This window comes from Botrimarina mediterranea (assembly GCF_007753265.1).
GTDB lineage: Bacteria > Planctomycetota > Planctomycetia > Pirellulales > Lacipirellulaceae > Botrimarina > Botrimarina mediterranea.
In genome coordinates this window covers 4,870,671-4,883,187 of the sequence record NZ_CP036349.1, presented here as the reverse complement: position 1 = coordinate 4,883,187, position 12,517 = coordinate 4,870,671, and the positions used below count along the sequence as shown (strand labels likewise).

11 protein-coding genes are annotated in these 12,517 nt (G+C 63.7%); 5 read left to right on the top strand and 6 right to left on the bottom strand.

Features of this window, described 5'->3' with window-relative positions:
- Positions 1-37 precede the first annotated feature (37 nt).
- Positions 38-1,066, bottom strand: a complete 1,029-nt coding sequence (locus Spa11_RS18795) for an NAD-dependent epimerase/dehydratase family protein (RefSeq protein ID WP_145115203.1) — start codon at positions 1,064-1,066, stop codon at positions 38-40.
- A 160-nt stretch (positions 1,067-1,226) separates the two neighbouring features.
- Here Spa11_RS18795 and Spa11_RS18790 point away from each other — a divergent pair, with 160 nt between their 5' ends.
- Positions 1,227-2,360, top strand: a complete 1,134-nt coding sequence (locus tag Spa11_RS18790) for an N-acetyltransferase (RefSeq protein WP_145115200.1) — start codon at positions 1,227-1,229, stop codon at positions 2,358-2,360.
- Positions 2,361-2,405: 45 nt separating this feature from the next.
- On the opposite strand, the gene Spa11_RS18785 is transcribed toward Spa11_RS18790, so the two are convergent.
- Positions 2,406-3,554 carry a fatty acid desaturase family protein gene (locus tag Spa11_RS18785; RefSeq protein WP_145115197.1) on the bottom strand — a complete coding sequence of 383 codons (1,149 nt, stop codon included), beginning with the start codon at positions 3,552-3,554 and terminating at the stop codon, positions 2,406-2,408.
- Positions 3,555-3,790: 236 nt separating this feature from the next.
- On the opposite strand from Spa11_RS18785, the gene Spa11_RS18780 reads away from it, so the two are divergent.
- Positions 3,791-5,062, top strand: coding sequence for a beta-ketoacyl-[acyl-carrier-protein] synthase family protein (locus tag Spa11_RS18780; RefSeq protein WP_145115194.1), 1,272 nt, complete (start codon positions 3,791-3,793; stop codon positions 5,060-5,062).
- A gap of 51 nt (positions 5,063-5,113) precedes the next feature.
- On the opposite strand, the gene Spa11_RS18775 is transcribed toward Spa11_RS18780, so the two are convergent.
- The 4 genes from Spa11_RS18775 to Spa11_RS18760 all read right to left on the bottom strand — a co-directional run bounded on the left by Spa11_RS18775 (position 5,114) and on the right by Spa11_RS18760 (position 8,282).
- Positions 5,114-6,271 carry a hypothetical protein gene (locus Spa11_RS18775; protein WP_197529514.1) on the bottom strand — a complete coding sequence of 386 codons (1,158 nt, stop codon included), beginning with the start codon at positions 6,269-6,271 and terminating at the stop codon, positions 5,114-5,116.
- Positions 6,272-6,537: 266 nt separating this feature from the next.
- Complete coding sequence (locus Spa11_RS18770; RefSeq protein ID WP_145115188.1) at positions 6,538-6,891, bottom strand: hypothetical protein; 354 nt, start codon at positions 6,889-6,891, stop codon at positions 6,538-6,540.
- 109 nt (positions 6,892-7,000) lie between these two features.
- Positions 7,001-7,450, bottom strand: a complete 450-nt coding sequence (locus Spa11_RS18765; protein ID WP_145115185.1) for a hypothetical protein — start codon at positions 7,448-7,450, stop codon at positions 7,001-7,003.
- A gap of 313 nt (positions 7,451-7,763) precedes the next feature.
- Positions 7,764-8,282, bottom strand: a complete 519-nt coding sequence (locus Spa11_RS18760; RefSeq protein ID WP_197529513.1) for a hypothetical protein — start codon at positions 8,280-8,282, stop codon at positions 7,764-7,766.
- Positions 8,283-8,456: 174 nt separating this feature from the next.
- Here Spa11_RS18760 and Spa11_RS18755 point away from each other — a divergent pair, with 174 nt between their 5' ends.
- From Spa11_RS18755 to cax, 3 genes are all read left to right on the top strand, one after another.
- Positions 8,457-10,460 carry a DNA topoisomerase VI subunit B gene (locus tag Spa11_RS18755; protein ID WP_145115182.1) on the top strand — a complete coding sequence of 668 codons (2,004 nt, stop codon included), beginning with the start codon at positions 8,457-8,459 and terminating at the stop codon, positions 10,458-10,460.
- Positions 10,457-10,678 carry a hypothetical protein gene (locus Spa11_RS18750; RefSeq protein WP_145115179.1) on the top strand — a complete coding sequence of 74 codons (222 nt, stop codon included), beginning with the start codon at positions 10,457-10,459 and terminating at the stop codon, positions 10,676-10,678. Before Spa11_RS18755 ends, Spa11_RS18750 begins: the two co-directional genes overlap by 4 nt.
- 302 nt (positions 10,679-10,980) lie before the next feature.
- Entirely contained in the window at positions 10,981-12,069 is a 1,089-nt protein-coding gene (cax, locus tag Spa11_RS18740) for a calcium/proton exchanger (protein ID WP_145115176.1), read from the top strand.
- Positions 12,070-12,517: the final 448 nt, after the last annotated feature.

Sequence of the window (12,517 nt, the reverse complement as noted above, 5' to 3'; positions counted from 1 at the left end):
AGGTTCGTCATTCGTCATTCGGATTTCGTCATTCACGTTACAGCCACCCGGCTTCGCGATACCAAGCATGGGTTTGCTCGTAACGCTCACCCAACGAAGCCGCCGGCTTCCAGCCTAGCGTTGTCATGATCTTCGTCGGGTCACAGACCCAGCCGCTCGCCGAGGCTTCTCTCAGCTTGTCCATGCCGAAGAGAGGGGCTTTGCCTTTGATGCGGCCAATGACATCGCCGGCGATCGCGACCGGTAAGAACGGGTACTTACGGCGGCGGATCACCACGATCTTTTTGCCGAGGGCCGCGGCGGCCAGGCGGCCCATGTCGGCGTAGGACGACTCGGTGGGGTCGGCGGCGAAGTAGAGGCCGCGGGGGTCGTTGGGCTCGGCGGGGTTATCGGGATCGGTAGGGGTGGCGACGCGCTCGCCGTGCTCGGCGACGGCGATCATCGCTGCGACGAGGTCGTCGACGTAGATCAGCGACAGGGGCAGGCCCTTCATCTGCGGCACGAAGTGGATCGGGAACTTTCGTAGCGTCTTAAAGAGCAAGAGGCCGTCGCGGTCGCCGGGGCCGAAGACCACCGGCGGGCGGAGGATCGACAGCGGAACGCGATCGGCGAGCCGGCGGCAGGCGTGTTCGCCGGCGAGTTTGCTCTGGCCGTAGAAGGAGACGGGGGACGGCGGCGTGGCTTCGTTGTGCGGTTGGCCGGGGAGCGAGGGCCCCGTTGCCGCCAGCGAGCTGACCGACAGCACCGTCGGCGGCGTCGATTGGACGGCAGCGGCCCGGCAGAGCCGCTCGGCGCCGTCGGCGTTGACCTCCAGGAAGTCTTCGAGCCGTGTGGCGTGGACGAGGCCGGCGAGGTGATAGACGGCGTCAACGCCCTCCAGGGCCGCGGAGAGGCTCTCCTCGTCGCCGAGTGAGCCGACCCGGCATTCAACGCCCAGCCGTTCGAGACGCGACGTGTCGCTGGTTGGCCGGACGAGGCAAGCCACGCGGTTGCCCCGCTCGACAAGCCGCTGGGCGAGACGGGCGCCGATGAAGCCGGTGGCGCCGGTGACGAGGACAGAACGCATGGGAAAGGGGAATGCGGAAAGTGGAAAGGGGAAGGACGCAGGGTCGGGACCATCGGTTGCGTTGAACCAAACGGCGTGAGAGTTTATCGCTTCTCGCCATTAGAGACACGATGGCCATCGGGTCCTTCCCCTTTCCACTTTCCGCATTCCCCTTTTCGCAATGCCCCGTCCGCTCCGCGTCGAGCCCGTCACCAACCGCTACCAGCGTCGCGACTGGCTCGAAATGCCTTGGAAGGTGAATGTCGGCGACCCGTGCTGGGTTCCGCCGCTGCGGGACACGCAGAAGAAGCTGGCGGGGTTCGGGCGTCACCCGATCTGGGACAATATCCGGGGGCAGGCCTATCTCGCCATGCGCGGGCCTGAGCCCGTGGGCCGCATCCTGGCGATCGACAACCCGACCCACAACGAGTTCCACGAAGAGAACACGGGGTTCTTCGGCTTCTTCGAGTGCCGGGACGACCCCGAGGCGGCCGCCGGGCTGCTCAAGGCAGCCGAGGACTGGCTACGCGAGCGCGGCAGGGCCAGCGCTCGGGGGCCGTTCAATCCGGCGATCAACTACGAGTTCGGCGTGCTGATCGAGGGCTTCGACACGCCGCCGTACTTCTTGCTGACGCACAACCCGCCGTACTACCAGCGGCTCATCGAAGCGGCGGGCTACGGCAAGGCCCACGACATGTACGCCTACCGTGGCGACGTCTCGATGCTCGACGCGGTGTCAAAGGACAAGAAGTTGATCACGGTCGATCAGATGGTCCGCGAACGCTTCGGCGTCAAAGTACGGCCGATGGACCCCAAGAACTTTGGCCGCGAGGTGGAGACGTTTCTCACGATCTACAACCAGGCGATGGTCGAGACCTGGGGCCACTGCCCGATGACCCGCGACGAGGTCGTTCACTTCGCCAAGGACCTGCGGCAACTGCTGGTGCCGGAACTGGCGCGGATCGCCGAAGTCGACGGCAGGCCGGTGGGGTGCGTCTTTGGTTTGCTCGATTACAACCCACGCATCAAGGAGATTGACGGCCGGCTGTTCCCGTTCGGTTGGGTCAAGCTGCTGGCGAATCGGAAGGGGCTGAAGCGGATCCGCCTGGTGAGCACCAACGTGTTGCCCGAGTACCAGAGCTGGGGCGTCGGCGTCTGCCTGACGGTGAGCATGCTCGAACCGGCGCTCGCGCACGGCGTGACCGACTGCGAGTTCAGCTGGATCTTGGAGAGCAACGACCTGTCGCGCAAGACGGTGGAGAAGGGGGGGGCGTTGCGCTACAAGACGTGGCGGGTGTTTGAGAAGGAGCTGTGACGGAAAGGGGAAAGGGGAATGCCGAAAAGGGAAAAGCTTGAAAGCTTAGGCCGCTTCGAGTTCCGAGCTCTTCCGCTTTCCCCTTTCCACTTTCCCCTTTGGTGTTTGCGACTCGCTCGCCCTTCGCCACAGGTCCGCCAGCGCGTGCAGCAGCCCGGGGCTGTTGGTTTGGCGGTACGGGGAGTCGGCCGGCAAGCCCGCCATCAGGCGTTGGTGCGCTGCGCGTAGCGAGTGGTACGGCAGCGACGGGAAGAGGTGATGCAGGGCGTGGAACTGGAGGCCCACCGGCGCCCAGAGCGTTGTCGTGAAGGGACGTCGTGGGTAGTTGACCGAGTCGAGCAGTTGCTCGGTGAAGGACATCGGTCGGTCGTCTTCGGCGCGGCGGTCGTAGTAGTAGCGGTGGGCGCCGAGCGTGCGCACCGCGTTGATGAAGATCACCGAGACGGCGACGATGTAAACGTTGAGCAGCAGCCAGGGTTCGACGAGCGCGCGGACGCCGCCGATGTCCATCCAGCTGCAAACGTTCAGCACCGTGCTGATGACGAGAAAGCCGAACGTCGCCGCCTCTTGGAGACGGATCGCGCTGAGTTGGCGGTCGGAAGGGAGCGGCCGGACGTAAGCGGGGTCGATGATCATCGACGAGGCGTGCTGGTGGACCCAGTCGCGGACGGGCCGCCCGAGCCATGTCAGCGGCGTCAGCACGCCGAAGCGGAAGATCGCCAGCAGGGGAATGAAGAAGCTCTGCCCCAGGTACGCCAGCAGATGCCAGACAGGCCGCGTGCCGAAGGGCAGGTACTCGCCGTCGTGGCTGGTGCCGTAGCTGCGGCGGCGGTGATGCTCGAGATGGATCGCGTAGGTGAACGAGGGCATCAAGAAGGGGATGCCGATCAACAGGTTCCAGACGAAGCGGAACGTGCGGAACTCCTTCTCGGGCTGGTGGGCGATCTCGTGGGTGAACAGAGCGCACCGATACCCGAGGATCACCGCCGCTACGTACCCCGCGAACCGTGCGGGCCATGGCAGGTGAACGTCCACCATGCAATGGATGCCGACCAGCAAGCCGGCCCAGCTCAGCAAGAGGTCGGTCCAGTAGAGCCAGAGCTTGGGCCGTAGGTCCTCGTCACGCAGCAGGTCCCGCGCCTGTCGCATCGAAAAAGCCGGCTCTGCGGCCGAAGGGTCGATTTCTGCTGACACGCCGCGAACTCCCTCACCACCAGTATCCAGAAACCATGCAACCGAGGCCGATCCTTGCTTGGTACGGCAAAACCGGGGTTGTGTTCAAGTAGGCAAGCTGTCGCCCCCCTCGGCAGGGCTGCGTTTCGAGCCTGGACCCCCCCGCACGGCAGCCGCCCGTCAATTACACTCGGAAGGCCCTTCCCGTTTAATGGGGCCTCGATCCCCGCCCTCTGCCCCGCGACTGCCCGACTTCCGTGTCCGATGTGTTGATTACCGGCGTTGGCGTCGTCTCACCGATCGGGATCGGTGTGGACGCGGTCGGCGATTCGCTTAACTCGAAGCGATCGGGCATCCGCTCCATCGACGAGCTGGCCCAGGTGGGCTGGATTGCCCCGTTCGGGGGGCAGGTCGCCGACTTTGACGGCAAACGCTACGTCCAGCCCCGCAAAAGCCTCAAGGTGATGGCCCGGGAGATCCAGCTGGCGTTCGCGGCGGGCGAGCTCGCCTGGACCGACGCAGGGCTCGACTCGATCGAGGTCGATCCCGAACGGGTCGGCGTCGTCGGCGCCGCGGGGCTGCTCTACTGCGGCCTGGACGAGCTCGCCGCGCCGCTGGCCGAGAGCCTCAACGAGAAGGGCGAGGTCGATCTACGGCTGTGGGGCTCGCAAGGGATGCGGCAGCTCTTTCCGCTGTGGATGCTCAAGTACCTGCCGAACATGGCGGCGTGTCACGTCGGCATCCGCAAACAGGCGTTCGGGCCGACCAACACGATCTCGCTGGGCGACGTGTCGAGCCTGTTGGCGATCGGCGAGGCGGCCGCAGCGATCGAACGCGGCGCGGCCGACGTGATGATCGCCGGCGGCGCCAGCACGAAGCTCGACCTCACGGACCTCGTCTTCCACGGCGGCGCCGGGCTGAGCCGTCACGCGGGCGACCCCGCCGAAGCCTGCCGGCCGTTTGATAAAGACCGAGGTGGGTACGTCGCCGCGGAGGGCGCAGCGTTCTTCCTCCTCGAAAGCCGCGATCACGCCGAGCGTCGCGGCTTCGCCCAACGCGGCGGCAAGGCGTGGGGCAGCGTCGCAGCGGTCTCGACGCGTTGCGAGCCATCGATCGACTCACGCCAACCGACAGGTAAGGCGATCGTTGGCGCCGTACAAGACGCGCTCGAGAAAGCCAGCGTCGCGCCGAGCGACTTGGCGATGGTCAAAGCCCATGGCTCGGCCCGCATCGAAACCGACGCGATGGAAGCCGCCGCCCTGGCGGAGACGATCGGCGACGCCCCGGTAACGGCGCCGACAAGTTATCTGGGGTCTTCGGGCGCCGCGGGCGGATCGCTGGAGTTGGCGCTCGCGCTGGTCGGCTGGCGCCAAGGCGTCGTCCCCGCGACGCTCAACTACGAGACGCCCGACCCGGCGTGCCCGGTGAACGCCTCGGCCGAGCACCGCCCCGCGGACGGCGAGGCGATGCTGGCGCTCAATTATGCGCTGACGGGGCAGGCGATCGCCGCGGTGATCGAACGGGCATAGCGCTAGGGCGAGTCGATGTTTGACACTTCCGCCGCAGCAGGGCTGCACTCGCTACAGCTTGTGGTCACGGCAACGTACCGCGAGGCCCGCTGACAGAAGTAATGCGAGGGCATTCGGTTCGGGGATCGGCCTGATGGACGCTACCGTGAGGCCGATGTCATTGCCGTCGCCCGCCGCGTAGTTTACAGAAAACCCGTATCGGTAATCGCCAAACGCTGTTGTCAAATCGGTATGGCTGGCGAAGAGACCGCCAACGGGCTTTGATCCGCGCTGGTTGACGATGAGAAAGGAATCGCCGACTTCCGCCGGATAGTTAAGCAAGACTTCGAGCGTAGCGCCATCGCCGAGCGATACATCTTCGGTGACAACAAGTTGGTCGTAGTCGGTCCCTGCGACCCCACCGTCGCCAAAGAGTTCAATTTCCAGCGAGCCTGCTCTTAGGTCGTAGTCGCCGAGGATTCTTGTAACGCCAGCAGAATTGCCTGGGGCGAGCGCACCGCCATTCTGGATCAATCTGCCGCTGTTGTATGTGTAGAAGGAACCGACACCTTCAAGGCGGCCGCCACTGAAGTTGAAGGTCGCTTTGCCTGTGCTCGTCAGCTCAATGTCCCCACCGCGGAGTCGCAGCGTCCCGCCCTCCTCCAAGTTGACGCCGCCAATACCGTACTGGGTTCCCATGGAGAGGATTCCCCTGAGGCCGTTGCTCCCGATCTCGACGACGCCACCAGCCGATACGGTCAGGGTTCCCTTGCTGCTGGATCCGACATTAAGTCGAACCTGGTTGTACCACGTCGAACCAACGCCACTGACGATCGCCACGGAGTTTGAAGAGACGCTTCCTCCGACAGAAGAACTTGAGCTGTTGACAACGGCGCCATCTTGGATGCTGAGATCCCCTGATCCAAGGTAGCCAACAAAAAAAGAGCCCCTGCTATTCCAGGCCGAACCATGCCCGGAGACCATCGCCATGCCGGTTACGTGAGGGCGGAAGCCGAGATAGACATCATTCGAGCGAATCGTGCTTCCGTCATCGATTGTCAGACTTCCGTCGGCCGTATTGCCCACATAAGCGTTCTGCGACGAAGTCCAAGCCATGGGATTGCTTGGCAGAACTTGACCGGTGGCGATGATTGCAGAATCGGCGACATCTCTAAACAAAAAGAGAATCAAACCTGTCAGGAGAATGTAACGGCGATGTCCAAACCGCATTGGGTCTTGCCTGCAAGTGGAGATTCCAGGTCGGCTGCAAGGGTTCGGCCATTGTAGTCTAGCTGACGAGCCGGGGGCTGAGTGCGAAGCCACGAAGAGGTGAAAACCTGAGCCGAACGCGCTGGTGTCGGGCATCGCAACGGAAAATTTAGCCGCCGCCAAAAGAGAAAGGGCCGCCCGTTCCTGGGAACGGGCGGCCCTCTCCACAAAGGGGGGGACCTTCGTATTCGATTAGCGTCCGATTCGATGCATCGGACTCGTCGCGATCACCAGGGAGCGCGGACGTGGTAGACGCCGAACTGCGTCGTGTCTTGCGGCCAGATCGGCTGGGGCTGGAACGGGCCGCCGTGAGGGCCGGGGCCCGGCCAGTTGCGGCCGAACTGGTGATCGAGGCGTCCGACGCGGCTGCTACCGACGCCCCAGCGATACTGCGTTTGCAAGTTCGCGGTTGGCGGGACGACGAGCGCCACGGGCTGGCCGTACTGCTGGTGCGCGTAGTTGGCGTGCCAGTTGTAGTTGGTGGCGCGGTACAGGGGCCACATCACGGGGCCGCCAGCTTCGGCGATGCCTGCCGCGATTCCAACAACCGCCAGGGCGGCGACAACGATCCGAGAACGCATGGCGAGTCTCGCTTCTAGCGGGGGAAATAAACGGACAGCGATTGCTGAGACGCGGGCCTGCGACGCAAGTCGTCGGAGGGGTGTTCCGAGCGACCTAACTGCCCAGCCATCAGTAGGCGTAGGACGGGATCGCATCCAGGTGGTCGAAGAAGTTCGCGCCCCGCATCCGGCCCCACAGCGTGTCGTCCCAGAGGCCGAAGGCGGCGGCTTGCAGCTTGTTGCCGCCGGCGTGGTAGCGGACCTTGGTGCGGGTCCACCCGTTGCCGGGGTTGTGGGTCCAGTACGAGCGGTGGTGCTGGTACATGTACTCGTGCGGCATGAACGGCTGGTACGTCACGTAGGTGTGACCCATCGCCGGCGGCACGGGCTGCGGGGCGACGTACATCTGCGCGGCCGTGCCGCTGGGCTGCGGGCCGACGTAGGAGTTGTAGAACAGGTCGTTAGGCCGCTGTTGGCTCACGACGCGGCGGCCGTTCCACCCGTTGTTGGCGTTGGCCGATTGAGCGACGAGGCCCAGCGTGCAGATCGCCAGGGCGGCGATGGTGAAGTAGCGCGACATCGGAAGCCTCCTTGCTCCGTGACTGGGCCCTGGAGGCCCCCCTTTGTGACGCGTAGCAGCCAAGCTCCGCCCGACTGCCTTTCATAATCGTCTAGCCCCAACGATCGGCGTGGCGTGGACGGAGCGGGGAGAGTTTTCGGCGAAGCCCGCAAAGCCGGTACGACCGGACTTTGTGGAAGGTGGGGGCGGCAAGGTTTGCCTAACCGGAAGAGAAGTGGAGCTAGCAGAGCGTAGGCGAGCCGGGTGACGTTAGTCCTCGGAGGGAAGCAGGTACCGGCGTTACTCCGGGAGCTAACGCTTCCCGGCTCGCATCTCACGGTTCGATGATTCGGCAGTGCTGCAAGAAGTACGCCTTTGCTCTAGCGGCGTACCGGTTCGCAGGCACAGCCTTCTCAATGTCGCTCCAGTGGGGGCCGACGCCGACGGCTCGAAGGAGGCGGGCGTATTCGCGATATTCACGGGGCACGGCGCCGCGGCGGAGCATGAAGACGATACGACTCCTGATCCGATCGATCTGTTCCCGAGTCAGATTGGGGAAGCGTCGCAACGACCTCGCTGTCGAAGATTTGATTAAAGAGCCGAATGGAAATCCCTGGTCTTGTTCGATGAACTCAATCCCCAGCTGAGCGCAGGCTAAGTCGCCAGTCTCGATGCCGATTATCACTTCGTGCATTACAGGGTAGACCCATCGCCGATCACCCTCGCTGTGCTGAGCAGGTTGGATGACGAGTGGCTTGGCTATCCCAAACCGCTTCGCGTAGACATGGTAGCGACGGACGATCTCAGCGGCAGACCAAGCGCCCTCGCCGTTATAGTCGATTGTGGTTTCCATCCGACTAATCCAAGGTGTCGCGTCAGAGCCTGTAGGGCGACGACAATACTAGGGTCCTTCGCGGTTCGCCGGTAAGGCGATTCTCGGCCCCCCTTCGCCTCAGCCCCGTTTCGGGCAGAATCTTAGGCTTCCCCTCGAGCCGACCGCCCCGACACGATCCGCTAGCTACCCCCGATGGCCAACCCCAAGACCTCCCGCCGCAGTGACGCCGCCAAGATGGCGGCGTCCCAGAAAGAGATCTCCGTCAGCGAGTTCTTCTCGAAGAACCGCCACCTGCTGGGTTTCGACAACCCGCGGAAGGCCTTGCTGACCACGGTCAAGGAGGCCGTCGATAACTCGCTCGACGCCTGCGAAGAGGCGGGCATCCTGCCGGAGATCTGGGTCCACATCGAGCCCACGTCGGCCGGCAAGTACAAGGTCGGCGTCCAGGACAACGGCCCCGGCATCCTCAAAAAGCAGATCCCGCTGATCTTCGGCAAGCTGCTCTACGGCTCGAAGTTCCACCGATTAAGACAAAGCCGCGGGCAGCAGGGCATCGGCATCTCCGCCGCCGGCATGTACGGCGTGCAGACCACCGGTAAGCCGGTAAAGATCGTCTCGAAGATCTCCAAAGGCAAACCGGCCCATTACTACGAAATCCAGATCGACACCAAGAAGAACGAGCCCCGCATCCTCAACGGTAAAGGCGAAGGCGAAGACATCCCCACCGGCGACAAGGGGATCGCTTACATCGAGAAGCACGGCATCGAATGGGTGCCGCAGGACCATGGCACGCGGGTAACGATCGAGCTTGAGGCGAAGTACGTCCGCGGCCGCGGCAGCGTTGACGAGTACCTCGAGCAGACGGCAATCGCCAACCCGCACATCACGCTCCACTACATCGACCCGGAGAGCTACCAGTACGACTACCTGCGCTCCGCCGAGGTCTTGCCGCCCGAAGCGAAGGAGATCAAGCCGCACCCGTACGGCGTCGAGATCGGCCGGCTCGCGACGATGGTCGAGGAGGCCGAGTCGTCCACGGCGAGCGACTTCTTCAAGACGAAGTTCAGCCGCGTGACCCCGGCCATCGCCAAGAAGATCTGCGAGACGGCGAAGGTGAGCACGCGCACCAGCGTGAAGAAGCTCGACCGCCCGGCGATCGAGAAGCTCTACGAGGCGATCCAAGCGACGAAGATCTCACCGCCGGCGACCGACTGCATCTGTCCGATCGGCGAGGACCTGATCCTGCGTGGCTTGCACCACGTGGTGCCGGCCGAGTTCTACGCCGCCGCGACACGGCCGCCGGCGGTGTACCGCGGCAACCCGTTCGTGGTGGAAGTCGGCCTCGCCTACGGCGGCGCCGCGCCGACGCAGAACGTGACGATGGACCTGCTGATCGAATTGCTTGAAGAGACCGATACGCGGACGGTGCGGCAGTTCCTGATCAACACGTTCAACGGCCTCGGCGCCGAGGCCGCCGACCGGATCGTTAAAGAGTCGGGCCTGAAGACACGGCAGACGCCGAACAAGCTGAAACCGAAGGAGCGCGAGAAGCTGTTCGAGGCGATGAAGAACGTTAACGTCGCCGAAGGCCAGCAGATGGACGTGCTGCGGTTCGCCAACCGCGTGCCGCTACAGTTCCAGCAGGCGGCGTGCGCCGTGACGCAGACGGTGCTGCAAACCAACTGGCGCGGCTACGGCCTCAGCCAAAGCCGCGGCTCGTTGCCGAAGGGCCCCGTGCGTCTGATGGTCCACATCGCCAGCGTGTGGGTGCCGTTCACCAGCGAGAGCAAGGAAGCGATCGCCGCGTACCCGGAGATTCAGAAAGAGATTCGCTTAGGCCTGCAATCGGTCGGACGCAAGCTCGGCATGTTCCTCCGCCGCCGGCAGAAGACAAGGCAGCAGACCGACCGCCGCGAAGTCTTCATGCGTTACCTCAAAGAGGTCGCCGGCGCCGTGAGCACAATCAACGCCGCCGAGGAGAAAGAGCTGTACGAGCAACTTGTCACGGTCGCGCAAAAGCACACAGCCGACGCCGACGTAAAGATGGACGACCGCGGCCGCAAGATTGTCGACGATCCGACCCAGCTTGACCTCGGCGAGAACGTGCTGATCGTCGATCCAGCGCACCATCAAGCGGCGATCAACCGCGTTGTGACGGCGCCGGAAGCCGTCGAGCCTTCGGCTTTAGGGAATTGAACCACAAAGGGTACGAAGGACACGACGGCCGTGATGGGCGGGTCTTAGCTTGGCGTAGTGGCATCCTTGGCGACTCGGCCGTAGTCCAAGAAGAGACCGACTATCATGACCAACAAGAAGGCCACATCGATTCGAGCACCGTTGTGCTTCACCACACGGTTAGTGAAGAGCCGTCGCAGCTTGCCGACGGATGGAAGCGGCCGGCGCGCAGCTGTTGACCTGATGTGGCGTCGCCCTGTGAGTTGCACCGCGACTTGCGCAACGACATGGAAGGCCTCGGCGAATTGTTCTCGAACCACCTGCCGAGCTGCTGTCGCTTGATGCAGAGTTGTTTGACGAAGAAGTCTTGAAGCTGTGAATTGAATAGGTGACAGGCGTTGAAGATGTTAGCTTCTGAAGATCGGTCAGTGCCAGATGCGGCTCTGGACTGTAACGAATCTCTTCAACGCCTTACTCACACTCGATCCGCCAATCGCTTCGTGGGTTAGGAGTCGAGGCCACGCAACGGAAGGGGGATCGGATGAGACGCCTGTTGCACGAAATTCGGCATAACCCTCTGTTGTGGCTGCTGGTGTTTGTGCCGTTGGTCTTTGCCGCGGCGCAGGTCTGGCCCGAAGCGCACACACTGCTCTTTGTGTTGTCGGTGCTGGCCATCGTGCCGCTGGCGGCCCTGCTGAGCCACGCCACCGAATCGGTCGCCGCCAAAACGGGCGATTCGGTTGGCGGCCTCCTCAACGCAACGCTCGGCAACCTCACCGAGCTGGTGATCGCGATCACGGCGTTACGCGCGGGGCAGATCATGCTGGTGAAGGCGTCGGTCGCCGGCGCGATCGTCACCAATACGCTGTTCATGCTCGGCGCGTCGTTCCTGCTCGGCGGCCTGAAGCACCACGTGCAGGAGTACAACAGGACGAGCGCCCGTGTCCAGGCGGGCATGCTCTTCCTGGCGACGATCGCGCTGCTGGTCCCTTCGGCGGTCTCGGGCGCCGATTCCGCGGCGGCGTTCAATCAACAGCTGAGCGTCGGCCTGGGCGTTCTGTTGATCACGGCTTACGCGCTGGGCATGCTGTTCTCGCTGAAGACGCACCGCGAGTTGTTTGCGAGCGTGGAGCATGCCGAGTCGGGCCACGAGGCGCCGTGGCCGTTGGGGTTGGCCTTGGCTACCCTCGCCGGCGTTACGGTGCTGGTGGCGCTGGTGAGCGAGGTCTTTGTCGAGTCGGTGCAGCAGGCGGCGGAGACGTTCGGGATGACTCCGGCCTTCGTGGGGTTCATCGTCGTGTCGCTGGTCGGCGCCGCGGCCGAGATGGCGACGGCGTTCGCGGCCGCACGCAAGGATCGGCTCGACATGAGCGTGGGCATCGCCCTGGGGAGCGCGTCGCAAATCGCGTTGTTTGTCGCGCCCGTCCTGATGCTGCTCAGTTACGTGGTCGGGCCGGCGCCGATGGACTTGCAGTTCTGGCCGGGGGCGGTGGTGATGATCCTCATCGCGACGCTGACCGCGACGCTGGTCACGAACTCCGGAAGGTCGGCGTGGTTCGTGGGGGTGCTGGTGCTGATGGTTTATCTGATCTTCGCGATGACTCTGTACTTGTTGCCGCCCCGTGTTTAGCTGACTTGGTCCCAGATTGCTTGAGATGACCCGTAAGCTTGAACAGCGTAGCCGTGAGGTTGTCAGATTGTCCGATGTTTACCCTTTGTTCGCATCCTTCTGACACCTCTAAGTCTCTTTTCGGCGGCGCTGCCTCGTAACTGCAGGAGCAGGGGAGGGGGTCGAGGGAGTTGAGACGTTTGCGTTCCGGGGCGATCTCGGCAGTCTGCCAGAGGAGCGGCTTCTGAGACGCTCACCGAAGGCGCCGTAAAGCGACTCGTTACCGTTTGGGCGAGCGGCCGCTACGGTGAAAGGGCGCCGTCCTCGCCTTCCGTCCAGGAGGTGTTCCTTATCTCTCTACACAGGCAGGACGATGTCCGGGGTTGTTTGTCGATCTGACGTGGCGGTTCAGCTACAATCCACGCCGGCTCTTCATGGCCCGGGGATGGTTGACGGCAAGCGTTGACCT